Origin of the sequence: Neorhizobium galegae, assembly GCF_017877055.1 — a bacterium.
In the GTDB taxonomy this organism is placed as follows: domain Bacteria; phylum Pseudomonadota; class Alphaproteobacteria; order Rhizobiales; family Rhizobiaceae; genus Neorhizobium; species Neorhizobium galegae_D.
In genome coordinates this window covers 1,753,283-1,771,698 of the sequence record NZ_JAGIPG010000001.1, presented here as the reverse complement: position 1 = coordinate 1,771,698, position 18,416 = coordinate 1,753,283, and the positions used below count along the sequence as shown (strand labels likewise).

The window sequence follows — 18,416 nt, the reverse complement described above, 5'->3', positions numbered from 1 at the left end:
TCCGGAGCATTAAAAATCCCGAAGTCTTTGCTTCGGAACGGAATGCCGCCTTCTAAAGGAGAGGTTCGAGGCGGTCAATCTCCAGTAGGCCGGGAGCGTAACGGCAGATTGCGGCGGCATTTGCGCCGGTCAAGGCATTGCGGGCCTGAAAACGGCGCTTTTTCTGGTCTGCCTGCATGAAACTACGAAGATGCCGTCCCTATTTGTGGATCGGGTCCTTCCACAAGACTTCTTCCGGCTTCTCGATCGGTTCGATATCGAGGTTGACGACGACCGGGTCCTGGCCGGAGCGGCAGAGCACGCATTCCAGCGTTTCGTCCGGACTGGCATTGATCTCCTGGTGCGGCACATAAGGCGGCACGTAGATGAAATCGCCAGGGCCTGCCTCCGCCACGAACTCGAGATTGTCGCCCCAGCGCATCCGCGCTTTTCCCTTCAGCACGTAGATGATGCTTTCGAGATCGCCGTGGTGATGGGCGCCGGTCTTGGCGTTGGCATGGATGGTCACTGTGCCGGCCCAGATCTTCTCGGCGCCCGCGCGGGCGTTGTTGATCGCGGTCGCACGGTTCATGCCCGGTGTCTGAGCGGTGTTGGGATCGAGCGAATTGCCTGGAATGACCTTCACGCCGTGCTCGCGCCAATCGACGTTGGAATGACCGTCATGGTCATTGTCATGAGGGTGGTGATGATCGTTGTGGCTATGGCTCAAGATCGTTCTCATTGACTAGGACGGGGCTCACCAACTCTTGCGAGTAGGGGGTCCGCGAGCCCCTGACCGGCTTCATGCCGGCTGGAGGCCACGTAGCTTTGCTTGAGGAACATGATCAATGGGAACGTCACAAATGTCAAAGACTTGGTGAGAAAAGTATAACTTTCCTGTTTCAAATCAACGCACTGTCACGCGCCGATGACCCTCTTTACCCTCTCCCGCGTGAGTGGCGGATCAAACAGCCGCTTACCGGTTGCATCCCGGTACACGTTAGCCGTTGCGGCCGAGATCGGTCCCTGAAGGAGCCTTAAACGCCCTGGATCAGCGGCAGGACTTCAATCGAGCCCTGGTAGATCATGTCGAGCGCCACGTAGACGATGACTGCCAGGCCCACATAGGCGATCCAGCGGAAACGGGAGAGCAGTTTGGCGACGAAGTTGGCCGCCACGCCCATCAGTGCGATCGAGACGATCAGGCCGATGATCAGCACCGTGGAGTGCTCTTTGGCGGCGCCCGCGACGGCCAGCACATTGTCGAGCGACATGGAGACGTCGGCGACGACGATCTGGGTGGCGGCCTGGAAAAAGGTCTTGTTGGCAGCCTTTTGCTCCGCATCGGCCGCGGCATGTGCATCGTCGCTCTGGTCTACGCGCAGTTCGCTCCACATCTTCCAGCAGACCCAACCGAGCAGCAGGCCCCCCGCAAGCTGGAGCCCCTTGATCGCCAGTAGATAGGTGGCGACGACGGCAAAGACGAGGCGAAGCACGGTGGCGGCGGAAATGCCGAAGAGGATCGCTTTCTTGCGGAGTGCCGCAGGAAGGCCGGCGGCAGCAAGGCCGATGACGATGGCGTTGTCGCCGGAAAGAACGAGGTTGATGGCAATGACCTCGAGAAGCGCCGCAAAACCGGCTGCGGTAAAGAGTTCCATCATGAAGCTTGAACCTGAATCGGGAGTGGGATGAGATATGCGGCCGTGCTGATCTGCTAGTCACGTTTGTGCAGATTGCTACAGGATATTTCGGGGCGCTTGGCAAGCCCATTTTCGCATTCTGTCAAATGGCATTGTCCATTATTGAAACAGCCGATTGTCGGGGAAGACCGTAAGTGAGAGCGGCCTTCCCCGGCGTCGCCTCCACTTGCCGCGACTCACCTGTCTCCTATATGGCCTTACGGCGGAGCGGGTCCCAACCTGCCACTCACGAAGCGTTTGCGCCTGTTGGAGCGTTTGCGCCTGTTGAAGCGTTTGCGCCTGTTGAAGCTGTGGGGCAAGGTCCAAAGGATGAAGGAGACGTTATGGCGCAGAAGGCCGTTGTGCTTGTCGTCGAGGATGAACCGCTGATCCGCTTCACCACGCTCGATGCGCTGGAAGAGGTCGGGCATCACGTGCTGGAAGCCGGCAATGCCGACGAGGCGATGGTGCTGTTCCGCAACCGTGACGATATCGACATAATCTTCACCGACGTCAATATGGCCGGGTCCATGGATGGCATTCAGCTTGCCCAGCGCATCCGGGCAATCCGCCCGAGCGTCGGCATCATCATCACGTCGGGCGTTGTCAGCCTGGATCCGATGCTTCTACCGGCCAACACGGTGTTCCTGCCCAAACCCTACCAGCACGACCTGCTGCTGTCCTCGATTCACGAGATGATGCCGGGCTGAAGGTGCCGGGCCGAAGACGGGCCGCCGGAACCAAGTGGCATGGCTTCCGGTTATCTCCTCCGATCAACCGGAGGAATTTTCAGATGCTGAAGAGGCTCATCGCGTTTTCCGCCCTCTCGCTGTCGTTTGCCGCCCCCGTCTTGGCCCAGACATCCGGTGCGGCGGCTACTCCCACCTTTCCCCAGACGACAACGATCCCACCCGATGCCAATTCCGGCACTTCGACGGTCACGACGCTTCCCGGGGTTACCGATCCGACGACGACCAACAGCACGACGGGCACCGTCGACCAGGAAGATCGCTGCCAGCCGCCGGGGACGCCCAGCAATACCAATCCAAGCGCGGAATCTCCTACGCTGCCGCGGCCTGAACAGGCGTGCAACTGACAGAGACGCGAAAATGCCTTTACTCTTCGTCAATCTCTATTAAGTTGGTAGACATTGAAGCGACCACGGAAGCGGATCCAAAACCGGCTTCCCGTGGCGTCCAACACAGCCTTTCGCCCAAAGCAACGAGGACGAGGAGTGTGCTTGATGACTTATGATGTCGCCGTCGTCGGTTCGGGTTTTTCTGCAATTGCCCTTACCATCAATCTCCTTCGCATCCTGCCGGCTTCCGCCTCGATCGCTGTCGTCGGCGATGATCCCGGCTTCGGGCGGGGCACGGCCTATCGCACCGAATTTTATCTGCACCGCCTCAATGTGCCGGCGGCCCGGATGAGCGTGTTTCCGGATAGGCCGGACGATTTCGTCGAATGGCTGCGCCGCCAGGGCAGGGCGGCCTTCCCGGAGGATTTCGCCTCTCGCGGTGATTACGGCCTCTATCTGCGCGACACGCTGGCCTCGCTGCTGAGGCCCCGCGAGCGGCGCGCGCATGTGGATTTCATCCGGGCCAAGGCGACCGCCTGCATCCAGTGCGAACAGGATGGACTCGTCTTCCATCTCGACAACGCCGGCGAACTGCGCGCCCGTACCGTTATTCTTGCACTCGGCGTCGGCAATGCCGATCTGCCTCTGCCGAAGGATCGGATCGATCCGGGCGTCGGTGGGCGAACCATCGACAATCCCTGGCGGTTAGGCTGGCTGTCGCGCGTCGGCCGTACCGATGAACTCTGTATCTTCGGCTCCGGCCTGACGATGATCGACCAGGTCCTGTCGCTGCGCGCCCAGGGACATCGCGGCCGCATCCATGTCCTGTCGCGGCGCGGACTGGTGCCGCACCCGCATCCGACCCGGCGCGCGGCTCCCGTCACGCCGGATCTGCCCGATAGCCGCGAAATCAGTGCGCTGCTGCACGCCTTGCGGCGACAGGTGGAGAACGGCGCCGACTGGCGGGGCGTCGTCGACGGCCTGCGACCGCAGACACAGGCTTTGTGGCAGAGCCTCAGTGCCGATCAGCGCTCCCGTTTCCTTCGGCACGCGCTGGCCTGGTGGAATGTCCACCGTCACCGTATCGCGCCGGAGGTGTTTGCGCGCTTCGACGCGCTTCTGAAGGATGGCACGGTGACCGTGCATGCAGGCTTCCTCCGCTCGATCGACAGGGATGGCGAGGGTGCGCGTGTCCAGTTCAGGCAGCGCGGCACGCCGGACATCGTCTCCTTCCATGCGGATTGGATCGTCAACTGCACCGGTATGGAGCGCGCCGGAATCGGCCATTCGCCGCTGCTGACCGAGATGCGCAATCGACAGATGATCTCCATGGACGAGCTCGGACTTGGCATTTCCGTAGACCGTCAGTCTCGGGTTCTCGATCCGGACGGCCGGCCGCAGCCGGGCCTGTTTGCAGCCGGAGCGCTCACGGCCGGCCAGTTCTGGGAGATCACGGCGGTGCCAGATATCCGGGTTCAGGCGAAGGCGCTGGCCGAAGAGATCACCGCCCAGATCGCCCGCGCTGCGCCGCGGACGGCCCGCATCGCGTGATCAAGCATTCTCTGAGCATGATTTTCTCCTGACGGGATATCTGCGGCAGGTTCCTTGCTTTCATGCTGCGGTACCCACGCTAATCTGGGGAAAGTCATTGCGCAGAGAGGAATTTCCATGGTCCTGAAACTCGTCGGTCTTGCGGGTAGCTATAACCGCCCGTCCAAGACCTTTGCGCTGGTCGAACACATCGCCTCGGTCGCCGCCGAACGGTATGGCTTCGACGTCCGGCTTCACGACCTCACCGATGTCGGGCCGTCTCTCGGTCAGGCGCAACGCCAGGGCGATCTCGACGAAGCGGCCGCCAGGGTGCTTACCGATGTCGTGGAGGCCGATTTCCTCATCGTCGGTTCACCGACCTACAAGGGCAGCTATCCCGGCCTCTTCAAACATTTCATCGATCTGATCGATCCGGAACAACTGCGTGCCAAGCCGATCCTGATCACCGCAACTGGCGGCGGCGACCGGCACGCGCTGATGGTCGAACATCAGCTTCGGCCGCTCTTCGGTTTCTTCATGGCCCATACATTGCCGACGGCCGTCTACGCGTCCGATCGAGATTTCGCCGACTATCGGGTCGTCTCGGAGTCCTTGCAGCAGCGGATCGGCTTCGCCGTCGACGAGCTTGCCGCCTTCTTCCCCGTCCGGGAACTCGCCGCCGCCGAGTAACTTTACTTTCGCCGGATTTGTCGTCATCAATCCCCGCCATCGCAATCCGGAGGGGAACGCATGACGATCGAAGAAGACATGGCGAAGATCGCGGAACAGGAGAGGGCACTCGTCTTCGACCGGTTCGACCTGAGCACCGCCTGGGATCTCGGATCGCTGCTTCGCCATATGGCCGTCGAGCGGGGCCTGAGCGTCGTCATTGATGTGCGGCTGCATTCGATGTCGGCTTTTTACACGGCATTGCCGGGCACGACCGCAGACAACGAAAACTGGGTACGCCGTAAGCGCAATCTGGTGCTCCGCTTTTTCCAATCGAGCTACGGGATCGGACGGAAGCTCGATCTCCAGGGCGATACGGTGGAAAACCGATACGGTATTTCCGCGGCGGACCACGCGCCGCATGGCGGCAGCTTTCCGATCCAGGTCGCCGGTGTCGGCTGCATCGGGGCGGTGACTGTATCCGGCCTGCCGCAGCGCGAGGATCACAATATGGTCGTCGAAGCCCTTGCCCGGATGACCGGCAAGGATATCTCCACACTCCGTCTCGGCTAAGGAGATATGCTGTGGCACAGGCCGACATCAAAACCCCCGAGGAAGTTTTCACCTTCTGGTTCAGGGAGCTGACCCGCAAGGACTGGTTCGAGAAGAACGAGGCGCTCGACGAGGCGATGCGCAGGCATTTCGCCGCTACCCATCTTTCGCTTGCCCGCGGTGGGCTCGACGCCTGGCGGACGTCGCCGGAAGATCGCCTCGCGGCGGTGATCGTGCTCGACCAGCTTTCCCGCAACCTCTATCGCGGCACCCCGCTTGCCTTCGCAACGGATTGGCTGGCTTTGCGCGAGGCCAGGCTGGCGGTCGAGGCCGGCGCAGATATGGCGGTTCTGCCCGAGCAGCGTGGCTTCTTCTATCTTCCCTTCGAACACTCGGAAACGCTCGCCGATCAGGATCGGTCGGTTGAACTCTTCGCCTTGCTGGGTGATGCGGAATATCTGGATTATGCGGAACGTCACCGTGCGGTGATCCGCGAATTTGGCCGTTTCCCGCATCGCAATGCGCTGCTCGGCCGGGAATCGACCGCCGCCGAACTCGAATATCTGGCCAAGCCCGGCGCCGGTTTCTGAGCTTGTCGTAACTATCGGCGGAACATGCGTGCGACGGCGATCAGGATGCATGCCCCGATGAAGCCGGCGATCAGGTAGCCGATCCAGCCGCCGAGCGCGACGCCGAAGACGCCGAGAATGGCATTGGCGATGATGGCGCCGACGATGCCGAGAATGATGTTCATGATCAAGCCCATGTCGCTTTTCATGAACTTTTCGGCGAGCCAGCCGGCAATACCGCCGATGATGATGGCTGCGATCCAGCCGATACCTGCCTGTTCCATGACTTACCCTCAGTGGTTGTTGGGACGGGGAAACGCGAAAAAATGGTCCAGGTTCCAGGAATTGTTCCAATTCCTGGAACCTGGACCGCAGCATTCCTTTTCTTCGCCCAGAAGTCACTCTATTTTCGCGGACGAATCCGATCGAAAGACAAAAGAGCAGACATTTGACAGAACTTCCCACGACCGGCCCTTCAACCCTTCGGCAGATAATCCGCGTGCTGGTCGCAGCACTCATGATCGCCGCCGCCCAGCTGGGCTCGTCGTCGCATGGGTTCGCCCAGGCGCAACAGCAGGCGCAGGGACAGCGCCAGGAGCAGGTGCCGCCCGACGTCACCCTCGATTCGATCAATTCGGACATGAAGGGTAAGATCGACACGATCCGTCAGCAGCTCGATAGCTTCCGCAACCGGATCCAAAGCGACGCCGATGATGATGCACGTCTTGCGGAACTCAGGGTCCAGGCGGAAACGATCGTCGGCGAAATGCGCTCGGCCTCGGATGCCATGCGCACCCGCGTCGAACAGATCCAGGCCCGGCTCAAGAGCCTCGGCGAGCCGCCGGCCGCCGGCCAGCCTGCGGAAGCGCCCGCGGTCGTTGAAGAGCGCAACCGGCTGCTGAACGAGCGCTCGGAGCTCAATCTTATCGTCGACGACGCCGGCCAGCTTTCGAACAGCGCGAACCAAGTCGCCAACACGATCACCAATCTGCGCCGCACGCTGTTTACCCAGACGCTGTTCCGCCACACCGAGCTATCGGGCGAATTGTTCGCCGATGCTGGCAACGCGTTCGTCGCCGAAGTCCGGAATTTCGGCTCCACCTTCAGCGGCTGGATCAGTTTCGTCTGGAAATTCAAGAAGCTGCAGCTGTTGGGCGCTCTGGCGCTGTCGCTGGGCGCGGCCATGCTCTTCCTGTCCGGAGGATACCGCCTGTTCGGGCGCTTCATCCGGCGGAACGACTATGAGCATCCTTCCTACATTCGCCGTTTGTCGGTGGCGTTCTGGTCGACGGTCATCCAGACCGTGTCTCTGGCGGCCTTCCTGGTCGCCTCCTTTCTGTTCCTCGACGGCTTCAACGTCCTGCGGACAGATATCACGCCGATCGTGGTGACCTTCTTCGGCTTCGTCTGGTTCGTCAACTTCGTCTGGAAGCTCACGTATGGCGTATTGGCGCCGGGTGAGCCGGAGTGGCGGCTCGTCCGCATCACCAATCGCGGTGCCCGCCTGCTGACGCTGGCCGTACTCGCCATGGCGATCGTCAACGGCCTCGACTATCTGCTCGGCGCAATCAGCGAGGCGCTGAATTCGCCGCTGGTTTTGACCATCGTCAAGAGCCTGCTCGCGTCGGTGATCATCGGCCTGATCCTGATCGCCATCTCCTTCGTCCAGCCTCGGCTTGTCGAGGGTGAGGATCCCGATGGTCCCGGGCATCGGTGGCCGCGCTTCTTTCCGCTGCTCCTTCGTATCATGGGCCTGCTCCTGATCCTGTCGGTGCTGACGGGATATGTAGGGCTTGCCCGGTTCGCCTCGACCCAGATCGTGCTGACCGGTGCGGTGATCGTGCTGATCTATATCGGACTCCTGTCGGGCAGGGCGATTTCGAAACAGGGGTCGTTCACGGATACGGCTGTCGGCCGCCGGCTCGCCGAGCGTTTCGATTTCGGCGAGGTTTCGCTCGACCAGGCCGGGCTTGTCGCGGGACTTGGCATATATGCCTTTGCGCTGATCCTCGGCATCCCCCTCATCCTGCTGACCTGGGGTTTCCAGATCGCCGATATCGAAGCCTGGATCTACAGCTTCTTCACGCAGATTCGGATCGGCAACATCTCGATCTCGATCGTCGGCATTCTCGGCGGCATTCTGCTTTTCGGCCTCGGTTTCGTCGTCACGCGCTGGATACAGAAGTGGATCGACGGCAACGTGCTGGCGCGCAGCCAGGTGGATCTCGGCGTCCGCAATTCGGTCAAGACCGGCATCGGTTACCTCGGTATCGGGCTTGCGGTGATCGTCGGAGTCTCGGCCGCGGGCATCGATCTCTCGAGCTTCGCGCTGGTCGCGTCCGCCCTGTCGGTCGGCATCGGTTTTGGTCTCCAGAATATCGTCTCGAACTTCGTGTCCGGTCTGATCCTGCTCGTCGAACGGCCGTTCAAGGTGGGCGACCATGTGGTGACCGGGACGACGGAAGGTATCGTCAAGCGCATCTCCGTGCGTGCGACCGAGATCGAGACGTTCCGCAAGCAGTCGATCATCGTGCCGAATTCCGACCTCATCAATTCGCCGGTCGGCAACTGGACGCATCGCAACAGGATCGGGCGTTCCGAAGTACCGGTCGCGGTGAGCCACCATGCCGACCCGCAGAAGGTGATGGATATCCTTCTGGAACTGGTCGATCAGGTGCCGGAAGTGCTGCGCAATCCGGAACCGCACGTGGAGTTTCTGAGCTTCGGGCCGTCTTCGCTCAATTTCGAACTGAGGTTCCATCTGGCCGACATGGGCGAGGGCCTGAGAATCCGCAACAATCTCAGGATCGCCATCCTCAGGCGGTTCAAGGAGGAGGGAATCGAGATCCCGTTTCCGCAGCAGGAGATCATCTTTCATCGCGGCAAGCCGATCCTGCCGGTGGAGAACGATGCAAGAGGGGGCGCATAACCGTCCCGCCCCTCGAGCCCGCCCGGCCATTCTGACGACCGTCGCGGGCTGGCTCTTGCCATGTCGTAATCAGGCGTTTGGCTCGCCTGCCGGAATTGCATAGTCCCTTCAGTTTGCGAAAAGGCCGCACGAGGCCGAAGAGGGGTTCTTTCCATGAAGACACATGCACGGGCGGTGGTGATCGGCGGCGGCGTGGTCGGTGTTTCGACGCTTTATCATCTGGCGAAAAAGGGCTGGAGCGACGCGGTCCTGATCGAGCGCAAGGAACTGACCTCCGGTTCGACCTGGCATGCGGCGGGCCTCCTGCCGCTCTTCAACCTTTCCTATTCGGTCGGCCAGCTGCATAAATATTCGGTGCGTTTCTATCAGGAACTACAGGAAGAAACCGGCATGAATGTCGGTTTTTCGAAAGTCTCGAACATCCGCCTTGCCCGCACCAAGGACCGCTGGGAAGAGTACATGTATTATGCCGGGATCGCCGAGACGATCGGCGTCAAGGTCAATATCCTGACGGCGGAACAGGTGAAGGAGATCTGGCCGCTCTGCGAAACGGACGGCATTCTCGGCGCCATCCAGCATCCGGACGACGGCTACATCCAGCCGGCCGACCTTACCCAGGCGCTCGCCAAGGGTGCGCGCGACCTCGGCGCCACGATCTATCGCAACACGGCCGTCACCGCCATCGAGCAGCAGCCGGACGGGCTCTGGAAGGTGACGACCGACAAGGGCGAGATCACGGCCGAGCACATCATTTCCTGCACCGGCAACTTCGCCCGCAAGACCGGCGAGATGGTCGGCATCAACATCCCGGTCATCCCGGTCGAGCACCAGTACATCGTTACCGAGCCGCATCCGGCGATCCAGGAGCGCAAGGCCAAGGGCCTGCCGGAAATGGGGGTCTTACGCGAATCTGACTCCTCCTGGTACATGCGCGAGGAGAATGGCGGCCTGCTGCTCGGGCCTTACGAGGTCGGAGCACCCGTCTGTTACGTCGACGGTCCGTCCGACGAGAGCGAGTACGAGCTCTTCAACGAGGAACTCGACCGGCTGATGCCCTATATCGAGACAGCCATCGTGCGCGTGCCGGCGTTTGGGGAGGTCGGTATCAAGAAGGTCTACAATGGCGCGATCGCCTATACCCCGGACGGATCGCCGATCGTCGGCCCGGCGCCGGGCCTCAAGAACTTCTGGCTGAACGAAGGCCATTCCTTCGGCATCACCGCCGCCGGCGGCGCCGGCTGGCAGCTGGCGGAATGGATCGTCGACGGCGAGCCGACCGTCGACATGATGGGCGTCGATCCGCGCCGCTTCGGTCCTTACGCAACGGAAGGCTATCTCATCGAGAAGAACGAAGAGGCCTATGCCAATGTTTTCACGATGCATTATCCTGACGAAGAGCGTTCCGCCGCGCGTCCCTTGAAGACGACGCCAGTCTATGACCGGCTGAAGAAGATGGGCGCCGTGTTCGGCTCCGTCTACGGCTGGGAACGCGCCAACTGGTTCGCGCCCGAAGGGTATGAAGTGCCGGCGGAAGACCTCGGTGTCGGCGTCGACGTGCTGACCGCCCACAATCACGCGCCGGCGCTGGAAGATGGCCGGATCGTCGAAAAATGGTCCTTCCGCCGCTCGAACTATTTCGACCACGTCGGCAACGAGGTCAAAAATGTCCACGAGAATGTCGGCGTGCTCGACATGTCGGCTTTCGCCAAGATGGAAGTCTCAGGGCCGGGAGCCCGCGCCTTCCTCGACTCGATCTTTGCCAATGCGATCCCGAAGAAGCGCGGCCGCATCGCGCTCTGCCACCTTCTGACAAAACAGGGTGGTGTGCGCGCCGAATTCACCGTCTACGAATGGGCACCCAATCGTTTCTATCTCGTGTCGGCGGGTGCCTACGAGGCGCATGACCAGGACTACTTGCGTAAGCTCGCGCCGACAGATGGCTCGGTCAAACTGACCCAGATCACCCAAAAGCTCGGCGTGCTGGTTCTGGCCGGCCCGAAGTCCCGCCAGGTCTTGAAGAAGCTCACCCGCACCAGCCTCGACAACAAGGATTTCCCCTGGCTTTCCGGCAAGGAGATTTCCGTCGGCATGGCCTCCGCCCATGCGCTGCGCGTCAATTTCGTCGGCGAACTGGGCTGGGAACTGCATCACCCGATCGAGATGCAGAACTACATCTTCGACAAGCTGATGGAAGCCGGTGCCGAATTCGGCATCAAGCCTTTCGGCATCCGGGCCATGCTCTCGATGTCGGTCGAAAAATCCTACCGGCTCATCCCGCGCGAAATGTCGATCGAGTACAATGCCTATGAATCCGGCCTCGACCGGTTCATCAAGACCGACAAGGAGTTCCTCGGCAGAGAGGGCCTGCTTTCCTACAGGGAAAAGGGGCTGAAGTGGAATTTCTGCACGCTGGTCATCGAGGGCGCCAATGATGTCGACGCCCGCGGGTCGGAGGCGATCTACAACGAAGATGGCGAATTGATCGGTCGCGCCACCAACGGCGCCTACGGCTGGCGTATCGGCAAGTCGTTGGCGCTTGCGATGGTCAAGCCGGGCTATGCAGAGACCGGCACCAGGCTCAAGATCAAGATTCTCGGCAGCCTCTACAATGCCAGCGTTGTGCCGGAAAGCCCGTTCGACGCCGACAACACGGCGCTACGGGCCTGAAAACCGGCTTCAAGTAACAAGTCGTTGACATTAGTGGGCGGTCCTCGGGCCGCCCGTCCCGTTTTGATACCGTAGCGCCGCTCCGATTAACGGTTCTGCAAACCGTTTCCACTACGGATGTTATCAGAGGGGATAATATCTTATTCGATAAGGGGCACCATGACATTCCTCGGTATCTCCGGGATGCAGTATTCCGGCCAATCACTGGCAAACTCCCGCATCCTGCTTGCGGAGGATTCCAACGTCTTCACTTCGATGATCGGGACCCGGCTCAAGGAGCTGTTCGGCATCGAGGTCGAGATCTGCCGCAACTTCGAGGAATTGCAGTTCGCTTATGACCGCTCCGCCGAGCCGGTGATGCTGGCGATTTCCAATATCAACCTGCCAGGCGCGGAAAACGGCGAAGCGTTGGAGTATCTCGTCGATCTGTCGATCCCGACCATCGTGTTTACCGGGACCTTCCATGAGGAAACCCGCGACAAGCTTCTGACCAAGGACATCGTCGACTATATCCTCAAGGACAATGTCTTTGCGGTTGAGATGCTGGCCGAGTCAGTCTGCCGGTTCCTCACCAATCATCGCCACCACGTGCTGATCGTCGACGATAGCCCGACCGCACGGGCGCTGCTCTCGAGCCGTCTGAAGCGTTACAATTTCCGCGTCAGCGTTGCGGAGAACGGTGCCAAGGCCTTGGATATCCTCAAGAAGAACCCGGATATCGGCCTCGTCGTTACCGACTACAACATGCCCGATATCGATGGTTTCGAACTCACCCGCCGCATCCGCTCGGTGCGCGGTTCGCACGAGCTCAGGATCATCGGCGTCTCGTCCTCTTCGAACCGCCTGCTTTCGGCCCGTTTCCTGAAGGCCGGCGGCAATGATTTCATGCTGCGCCCCTTCATCGACGAGGAGTTTTACTGCCGCGTCAATCAGAACCTGGATACGCTCATCCAGATCCGGTCGATGCAGGCAAGACGTCAAGAATCGGCGGTGAAGAACGTCGCCTGATCCCCGAGGAATTCTGCATGCCGTACCTTCGAAGCCAGCATTTCCGGGAGACGGAGCGCCTGACCTACGGTCGGGCGGCGCCGTCACCGATTCAGATGGAGGCGGCCAGTCCGGTTGCCGATCCGTTGACCGGTCTGGTCAATCTGAAGGAATTTTATCGGCTCGGAGAACCGTTGGTGAGGGAGTGCCTTTCAGAGGGAATATTCTGCGCCGTCGCGATCGCAGACATCGACCACTTCCGGCGGTTGAACGCTGTCCATTGCGAAGAAACCGTCGCCCAGGTCGTCAAGACCACCGCCGCCAGGCTTGGTTCCGCGTGCGGCGGCGGCCGGAATCTTCTTGCCCGGCTGGGTGAGGAAGAGTTCGGCATGCTGTTGGTCGGTCTCGACGCACCCGCCGCGACCGAATTGTGCGAGAAGCTGAGGCATGAGATCGCCGGCATCAGGATCGTTTCCGGCGATATCGATTTTTCGATCACCGTTTCGATCGGGCTGGCGGAGGTCTGCGGCCCGGAAACGTTCGACAATTATCTTAATGCTGCAGAACAATTCCTGTTCATGGCGAAAAGCCATGGCCGGAACAGAGTGTTTTCGGACTATACGATCGTCCTGCAGGCGGCAGGCTGACCCGCCGCAATCACACGGGCTCAGGCCACTACGCCGGTGCGGGACGTATTCATATTGAGCTTGCGCTCGGCCCGTTCCTGTTGCGGCGAACGGTTATAGACCTCACGATAACATTTCGAGAAATGCGACGCGGACACGAAACCGCAGGCAACCGCCACCTCGACCACGGGCATCGAGGACTGCACGAGCAGGTGCCGCGCCCGGTCGAGCCGGATTTCCAGATAATAGCGCGCCGGCGAGCGGCCCATTTCCTGGCGGAACAGGCGTTCGATCTGGCGCCGGGAGAGGCCCGCATCGTCGGCAATCTCGACCAGCGACAGCGGTTCGGAGAGGTTGTTTTCCATGACCTCGATGATCGACAGGACCTTGGCGTTCTGGACGCCCAGGCGGGCCCGCAGCGGCAGGCGCTGGCGATCGTGCGGATTGCGGACTCGGTCTGTCAGCTGTTGTTCGCAGACCCGGTTGACGAGGTTCTCGCCGAAATCCTGGCTGATCAGGTTCAGCATCATGTCGAGCGAGGCGGTGCCGCCGGCGCAGGTATAGAGGTTTGAATCGACCTCGTAGAGATCCGCATAGACTTCCGCCTGCGGGAATGCCTCGGCAAAGCCCGGCAGGTTCTCCCAGTGGATCGCACAACGCTTGCCGTTCAGCAGCCCGGCCTGGGCGAGCACGTGCGCCCCGGTGCACAGACTTCCAACGGCAATGCCGCGGTTATAGGTTTCTCTCAGCCAGGCGTTGACCGACTTGTTGTTGAACTCCTCGACGTAGACGCCCGAGCAGACCAGAACCATATTGGGGCGGTTTTCGCCGGAGAGGTTGCGGCGTTCCTCGGCGAGCGAGGAGTTGACCTCGATGCCGATGCCGCTCGAGGAATAGACTTTCTCGCCATCGGCGGAACAGAGCCGCCAGGTATAGGCCGAGTAGCCGAGCATGCGATTGGCGATTCGCAGCGTCTCCACCGCCGCCGCAAAAGGCAGCATGGTGAAATGGGGAACAAGAAAAAAGACAAGAGAGCGCTTTGCCGCCGGGCTTTTGGTCATCACATTCATGCCGTCATTCCCCTTGTTCGTGGCCGTACATTGCGGCCTGCTTTTCTTCAAAAGCGACATTGGCACGGGGAAAGTCGGCGGAGAAGGGCTTTTGGCGACAGGCTGATAACATTTTTGCGACATGGGCGGGTCGCAGACGCAATTGGCGGGGGGAGCGGGCTAAAAGCGTGTCGCAGACACCATGGCCCGCCTCATTGATGCGAGGGCGGGCCATGGTGCGGGAGGGTTATCGGCGATGCGGTGCGGCATTGGTCGTCGGCCATCCGATGTCCTTGCGGATTTCTGCCGGCAAACCTTCCAGCATTCTTTCGGTCTGGCGGCGACGCCATTGATCGCGAAGCCGTACCACCACAGTCAGGACAGGGTGGATGAGCGAGGCGAACGAGGACGGCCGGAACCGGGAGCGATCGCTCTCCTGATAGGTGATCATAGTCATGTCGGTTCTCCTTGGGTGTCTCACGGGACAACGCTCAATCGGGACAATGAACGCCATCAATCCATCAATCAATCGGATGTGTGTTATGCGTCTCATGAAATTCTGTGTTGTATCGACGCTCACTTCCGATGCTTTTGACTATGCCGCTCGTTTGACATTCAATCAAACGAAATGATATGGTCTTTAGGTTCAGAATTATTGATAGAGGCTGATATGACTGTTCCATTCCGCCCGCCGCTTCCGCTGCTCGATAACGATGTATTGCGCACGTTCGTGGCGATTGCCGAAACCGGCAATTTCTCGACCGCCGCCGATGCGGTTCTGCGCACGCCCTCGGCCGTTTCGATGCAGATCAAGAAGCTGGAAGAGCAGTTGAAGACGGTGCTCTTCCTGCGCGATGCCCGCTCGGTGTCGCTGACGCAGCACGGCGAGATGCTGCTCTCCTATGCGCGGCGCATGCTGGCGCTCTCCAACGAAGCCGTGTCACGTTTCGTCATGCCGGAACTTTCCGGCGTGGTGCGCCTGGGCGCGCCGGACGATATCGCCGAACGCCTTCTGCCGAAGGTGCTCAAGGATTTCGGCGAGAGCTTTCCGGGCATCATGGTCGATGTCACCGTCGATATGAGCCTGGCGCTCAAGAAGCGTATGGACGAGCAGCGGCTGGATCTGGCGCTGATCAACTGTGCCACCCGGCCTTTTTCGACGGCCGGAGAGATGATTCACACCGAACGACTGGTCTGGGCCGGCGCAAAATGCGGCACGGCCTATCTGCGCGATCCGCTGCCGATTTCGGTCTGGGAGGACGGCTGTGTCTGGCGGCAGGATGCGATCGCCCAGCTCGAGAAGCACAAGCGGACCTATCGCATCGCCTATGCGAGCGCCCATACGATGGCGCAGCGCGCCGCCGTGCTGTCCGACCTTGCAATCGCGCCGTTCCCGCGCTCCTACGTGACCGAGGACATGCAGATACTCGGCCCGAAGGAAGGCCTGCCCGAGCTGATCAACTTCGATATCCGCCTGTTGACGGCACCGCAGCTTTCCGTACCCGGCAAGGCCGTGGCAGAAAGCATCCGCGAGGCGTTCGGCTCGATGGTCGCCGCGGCGGCCTGATATTACTCGCGGCCGCGGCGACGCCTGCGGCCGCCATCTCCCGAAGCCTCCGCCAGCGCCTTGCGCTCGGGCAAGGTTACGACCGTGCTGAGGTTCGGGAAGCCATCGACCTTGTTCGGTAGCGCCATGGCATAGACGAAATGCTCCTGGAATTTCGGTTCCAGAGCCGTCTCTATCTTCTCGATCCTGCGGACGGTCTCCTCGATCTCGCGGCGGTAGCTACGATTGAGAAGGCACATGCGCGCGCCGGTTCCGGCGGCATTGCCGACCGACTTGACGCGGGCAAGGTCGCAATCCGGGATGAGGCCCAGCACCATCGCATATTTCGGATCGATGAACGTGCCGAAGGCGCCGGCAAGGCCAATGCGATCGACATGGTCGACGCCCTGCTTGTCCATCAACAGCTTCACGCCCGCATAAAGCGCCGCCTTGGCGAGCTGGATGGCCCGCACGTCGTTCTGGGTGACGGTGATGCGCTGCTCGCCGTCATGGACGAGATAGGAGAAGGTCCGGCCGTTCTGGAGGATGCGCGGTGAGCGGTCCGCCATCGCGCCATCCACCACGCCGTCCTCCGAAATCAATCCTGCGAGGAACATTTCGGCAATCACTTCGATGATGGCCGAGCCGCAGATGCCGGTAATGCCGGTCGCGGCGGCGGCCTCCGCAAAACCCGGCTCGTCCGACCAGGGCTCGATGCCGATCACCCGGAAGCGCGGCTCAAGGGTTTCGGCGTCGATGCGGATACGCTCGATGGCGCCGGGTGCTGCCCGCTGGCCCGACGAGATTTCGGCACCTTCGAAGGCCGGACCGGTCGGCGAGGAGGCCGCGACGACCCGGGTCGAATTTCCGAGCACGATTTCCGCATTTGTGCCGATATCGACCAGCAGCATCATCTCCTCCTGCCGGTGCGGGCCTTCCGACAGGGTGGCCGCCGCGGCATCGGCACCGACATGGCCGGCGATGCAGGGCAGGAGATAGGTGCGGGTGCCTTCGTTCATCGGCAAGCCGATCTCGGAGGATCTGACCTGAACCGCTCCGGAAACGGCAAGCGCGAAGGGGGCGCCGCCAAGTTCGGTCGGATCGATGCCGAGGAAGAGGTGGTGCATGATCGGATTGCCTACGAAGACGCTGTCGAGAATGTCGCTCCTCGAAACGCCGCCTTCAGCGCAGACCTTGTCGATCAATCCGTTCAGCGCCTCGCGCACGGCTAACGTCATCGCCTCGCGGCCGTCCGGGTTCATCATCACATAGGAGACGCGGCTCATCAGATCCTCGCCGAAGCGGATCTGCGGGTTCGACGTGCCGGCCGATGCCACGGTGCGGCCCGACAGCAGCGACGACAGGTGCATGGCGATCGTCGTCGAGCCGATATCGCAGGCAATCCCGTAGGCCTCGTTCTTGAGGCCTGAGTAGAGCGCGACGAGGCGGGCGCGGTCGTCGTCGCGATCCTTGTGGATCGCCGCGGTGACCTTCCATTCGCCCTTGCGCAGGATCTGCTGCACTTTCGGAATCAGGTGGAAATCGACATCCAGATCGTCGAAATGCCACTCGGCGGCAAGTGCTGCCTTCAGCCGGTCAAGATCGCCGAGCGGTTTTTCCATGTCGGGTTCCTCGACCTCGACATAACACATGCGTATCGCCGGATTGCGGTCGAAGACCCGCTCGTCGGCCGCCTTGCGGACCACCTGGGCATTGATCACCGTATCCTGCGGCACGTCGACGACGAGATCGCCGAGTATCTGGGTCGAGCAGGAGAGGCGGCGTCCCTCGGGAAGCCCCCGCACGCGGTCGTAGCGCTCCTCCTTCGGGCCGAACGGCGACAGGTGGTCGTTCGCCGAGGTAATGCCGTGCTTGGCGAAATGTCCCTCCTGGACCGAGACCTGGCATCGCCCGCAGGTCGCCCGCCCGCCGCAGACGCTCTCCACATAGACGCCGAGCTGGCGCGCGGCATCGAGCACCGGCGTGCCGACCGGAAACCGGCCGCGCTTGCCGGATGGCATGAAAAGGACAAGGGGATCAGTTTTCATTGCTTGCTTTCAGCTTGAGCCCCAAAAGGGCCTCAAGCAGATGATCCAGGTCATTGAGCTTTCTGAAAGCCGATGGCGGGACATCCCGGTGATTTTCGCGAATAGGCTTCAAGCCTTGGCTGTTGGCTGTTGCCCTTTTTGTGGTTTTCAATCCTTCGATATCAGGAAGAGGTGCGCCAGGATCTGCCCCATAGAACATGAATGAAGTCATGTTCAGCATATCGTCGAGCACTATGAACACGATGCATCCGCTCGGACGTTCGGCAAGAAATCTCGATACCGAGATCTTCTTAGGCGATGTCCCTGATTTTATCTGGACGTGGCGTACAAGGTCACCCCGGCTAATAACGAGGTCGTATCCGTAGGCGTCGAATTCTGACCGCAGAATCTCGACGTCAACAATACCGTGCTCCCATAGTTTTTTGAGAGCTAAGCCGACGAACAGATGCTCGACGATGTTTTCTCTCAGGGACGAGAACCTATAGTGTTGAGTTCCGTCGAACATCTC

18 protein-coding genes are annotated in these 18,416 nt (G+C 60.9%); 10 read left to right on the top strand and 8 right to left on the bottom strand.

The features are described 5' to 3' along the window. Nucleotides 1-199: 199 nt before the first annotated feature. Complete coding sequence (locus J2857_RS08310; RefSeq protein ID WP_245363052.1) at nucleotides 200-709, bottom strand: cupin domain-containing protein; 510 nt, start codon at nucleotides 707-709, stop codon at nucleotides 200-202. Between the two features lie 307 nt (nucleotides 710-1,016). Then, nucleotides 1,017-1,637, bottom strand: a complete 621-nt coding sequence (locus tag J2857_RS08305; protein ID WP_210010085.1) for a YjbE family putative metal transport protein — start codon at nucleotides 1,635-1,637, stop codon at nucleotides 1,017-1,019. Nucleotides 1,638-2,002: 365 nt separating this feature from the next. Here J2857_RS08305 and J2857_RS08300 point away from each other — a divergent pair, with 365 nt between their 5' ends. After that, nucleotides 2,003-2,368, top strand: coding sequence for a response regulator (locus J2857_RS08300; RefSeq protein WP_210009629.1), 366 nt, complete (start codon nucleotides 2,003-2,005; stop codon nucleotides 2,366-2,368). A 79-nt stretch (nucleotides 2,369-2,447) separates the two neighbouring features. Here the strand turns inward: J2857_RS08300 and J2857_RS08295 are convergent, their stop codons facing one another. After that, entirely contained in the window at nucleotides 2,448-2,696 is a 249-nt protein-coding gene (locus J2857_RS08295; protein WP_210009628.1) for a hypothetical protein, read from the bottom strand. Nucleotides 2,697-2,901: 205 nt separating this feature from the next. Between J2857_RS08295 and J2857_RS08290 the strand changes: the two genes are divergently transcribed. The 4 genes from J2857_RS08290 (at nucleotide 2,902) to J2857_RS08275 (ending at nucleotide 6,077) form a co-directional block, all read left to right on the top strand. Next, nucleotides 2,902-4,287: an FAD/NAD(P)-binding protein gene (locus J2857_RS08290; protein WP_210009627.1), complete on the top strand. Its 1,386-nt coding sequence runs from the start codon at nucleotides 2,902-2,904 to the stop codon at nucleotides 4,285-4,287. A gap of 117 nt (nucleotides 4,288-4,404) precedes the next feature. Then, entirely contained in the window at nucleotides 4,405-4,956 is a 552-nt protein-coding gene (gene msuE / locus J2857_RS08285; protein WP_210009626.1) for an FMN reductase, read from the top strand. Between the two features lie 60 nt (nucleotides 4,957-5,016). After that, nucleotides 5,017-5,508, top strand: coding sequence for a heme-degrading domain-containing protein (locus J2857_RS08280; RefSeq protein WP_210009625.1), 492 nt, complete (start codon nucleotides 5,017-5,019; stop codon nucleotides 5,506-5,508). Nucleotides 5,509-5,519: 11 nt separating this feature from the next. Then, entirely contained in the window at nucleotides 5,520-6,077 is a 558-nt protein-coding gene (locus J2857_RS08275) for a DUF924 family protein (protein WP_210009624.1), read from the top strand. 11 nt (nucleotides 6,078-6,088) lie between these two features. Here J2857_RS08275 and J2857_RS08270 read toward each other — a convergent pair whose 3' ends face one another. Next, complete coding sequence (locus J2857_RS08270; RefSeq protein ID WP_037082159.1) at nucleotides 6,089-6,340, bottom strand: GlsB/YeaQ/YmgE family stress response membrane protein; 252 nt, start codon at nucleotides 6,338-6,340, stop codon at nucleotides 6,089-6,091. A gap of 164 nt (nucleotides 6,341-6,504) precedes the next feature. On the opposite strand from J2857_RS08270, the gene J2857_RS08265 reads away from it, so the two are divergent. The 4 genes from J2857_RS08265 to J2857_RS08250 all read left to right on the top strand — a co-directional run bounded on the left by J2857_RS08265 (nucleotide 6,505) and on the right by J2857_RS08250 (nucleotide 13,286). Then, nucleotides 6,505-8,985, top strand: a complete 2,481-nt coding sequence (locus J2857_RS08265) for a mechanosensitive ion channel domain-containing protein (RefSeq protein ID WP_245363051.1) — start codon at nucleotides 6,505-6,507, stop codon at nucleotides 8,983-8,985. A gap of 153 nt (nucleotides 8,986-9,138) precedes the next feature. Continuing rightward, entirely contained in the window at nucleotides 9,139-11,652 is a 2,514-nt protein-coding gene (locus tag J2857_RS08260) for a GcvT family protein (RefSeq protein WP_210009622.1), read from the top strand. 159 nt (nucleotides 11,653-11,811) lie between these two features. Beyond that, nucleotides 11,812-12,660 (top strand): response regulator, encoded by an 849-nt coding sequence (locus J2857_RS08255; RefSeq protein WP_210009620.1) that lies wholly within the window; start codon nucleotides 11,812-11,814, stop codon nucleotides 12,658-12,660. A gap of 17 nt (nucleotides 12,661-12,677) precedes the next feature. Continuing rightward, nucleotides 12,678-13,286: a GGDEF domain-containing protein gene (locus J2857_RS08250; RefSeq protein ID WP_210009618.1), complete on the top strand. Its 609-nt coding sequence runs from the start codon at nucleotides 12,678-12,680 to the stop codon at nucleotides 13,284-13,286. A gap of 20 nt (nucleotides 13,287-13,306) precedes the next feature. Here the strand turns inward: J2857_RS08250 and J2857_RS08245 are convergent, their stop codons facing one another. Next, complete coding sequence (locus tag J2857_RS08245; RefSeq protein ID WP_245363193.1) at nucleotides 13,307-14,326, bottom strand: GlxA family transcriptional regulator; 1,020 nt, start codon at nucleotides 14,324-14,326, stop codon at nucleotides 13,307-13,309. Between the two features lie 235 nt (nucleotides 14,327-14,561). Beyond that, a complete protein-coding gene (locus J2857_RS08240) occupies nucleotides 14,562-14,771 on the bottom strand; it encodes a hypothetical protein (RefSeq protein ID WP_210009613.1) in 210 nt (69 codons plus the stop codon). A 171-nt stretch (nucleotides 14,772-14,942) separates the two neighbouring features. On the opposite strand from J2857_RS08240, the gene J2857_RS08235 reads away from it, so the two are divergent. Continuing rightward, a complete protein-coding gene (locus J2857_RS08235) occupies nucleotides 14,943-15,881 on the top strand; it encodes a LysR family transcriptional regulator (RefSeq protein WP_210009612.1) in 939 nt (312 codons plus the stop codon). A gap of 2 nt (nucleotides 15,882-15,883) precedes the next feature. On the opposite strand, the gene J2857_RS08230 is transcribed toward J2857_RS08235, so the two are convergent. Together J2857_RS08230 and J2857_RS08225 are read right to left on the bottom strand one after the other, a co-directional pair. Further along, nucleotides 15,884-17,908: an ASKHA domain-containing protein gene (locus J2857_RS08230; protein ID WP_210009611.1), complete on the bottom strand. Its 2,025-nt coding sequence runs from the start codon at nucleotides 17,906-17,908 to the stop codon at nucleotides 15,884-15,886. Next, complete coding sequence (locus tag J2857_RS08225; RefSeq protein WP_210009610.1) at nucleotides 17,898-18,413, bottom strand: hypothetical protein; 516 nt, start codon at nucleotides 18,411-18,413, stop codon at nucleotides 17,898-17,900. The genes J2857_RS08230 and J2857_RS08225 overlap by 11 nt, the downstream gene beginning before the upstream one ends. Between the last annotated feature and the right edge of the window lie 3 nt (nucleotides 18,414-18,416).

What these genes read in the sequence shown, in the direction of transcription:
- J2857_RS08305 (WP_210010085.1), bottom strand. Translation starts at nt 1,637, where the DNA reads ATGGAACTCTTTACCGCAGCCGGTTTTGCGGCGCTTCTCGAGGTCATT.
- J2857_RS08300 (WP_210009629.1), top strand. Translation starts at nt 2,003, where the DNA reads ATGGCGCAGAAGGCCGTTGTGCTTGTCGTCGAGGATGAACCGCTGATC.
- J2857_RS08290 (WP_210009627.1), top strand. Translation starts at nt 2,902, where the DNA reads ATGACTTATGATGTCGCCGTCGTCGGTTCGGGTTTTTCTGCAATTGCC.
- msuE (WP_210009626.1), top strand. Translation starts at nt 4,405, where the DNA reads ATGGTCCTGAAACTCGTCGGTCTTGCGGGTAGCTATAACCGCCCGTCC.
- J2857_RS08280 (WP_210009625.1), top strand. Translation starts at nt 5,017, where the DNA reads ATGACGATCGAAGAAGACATGGCGAAGATCGCGGAACAGGAGAGGGCA.
- J2857_RS08270 (WP_037082159.1), bottom strand. Translation starts at nt 6,340, where the DNA reads ATGGAACAGGCAGGTATCGGCTGGATCGCAGCCATCATCATCGGCGGT.
- J2857_RS08260 (WP_210009622.1), top strand. Translation starts at nt 9,139, where the DNA reads ATGAAGACACATGCACGGGCGGTGGTGATCGGCGGCGGCGTGGTCGGT.
- J2857_RS08255 (WP_210009620.1), top strand. Translation starts at nt 11,812, where the DNA reads ATGACATTCCTCGGTATCTCCGGGATGCAGTATTCCGGCCAATCACTG.
- J2857_RS08250 (WP_210009618.1), top strand. Translation starts at nt 12,678, where the DNA reads ATGCCGTACCTTCGAAGCCAGCATTTCCGGGAGACGGAGCGCCTGACC.
- J2857_RS08245 (WP_245363193.1), bottom strand. Translation starts at nt 14,326, where the DNA reads ATGACCAAAAGCCCGGCGGCAAAGCGCTCTCTTGTCTTTTTTCTTGTT.
- J2857_RS08240 (WP_210009613.1), bottom strand. Translation starts at nt 14,771, where the DNA reads ATGACTATGATCACCTATCAGGAGAGCGATCGCTCCCGGTTCCGGCCG.
- J2857_RS08235 (WP_210009612.1), top strand. Translation starts at nt 14,943, where the DNA reads ATGATATGGTCTTTAGGTTCAGAATTATTGATAGAGGCTGATATGACT.
- J2857_RS08230 (WP_210009611.1), bottom strand. Translation starts at nt 17,908, where the DNA reads ATGAAAACTGATCCCCTTGTCCTTTTCATGCCATCCGGCAAGCGCGGC.
- J2857_RS08225 (WP_210009610.1), bottom strand. Translation starts at nt 18,413, where the DNA reads ATGTTCGACGGAACTCAACACTATAGGTTCTCGTCCCTGAGAGAAAAC.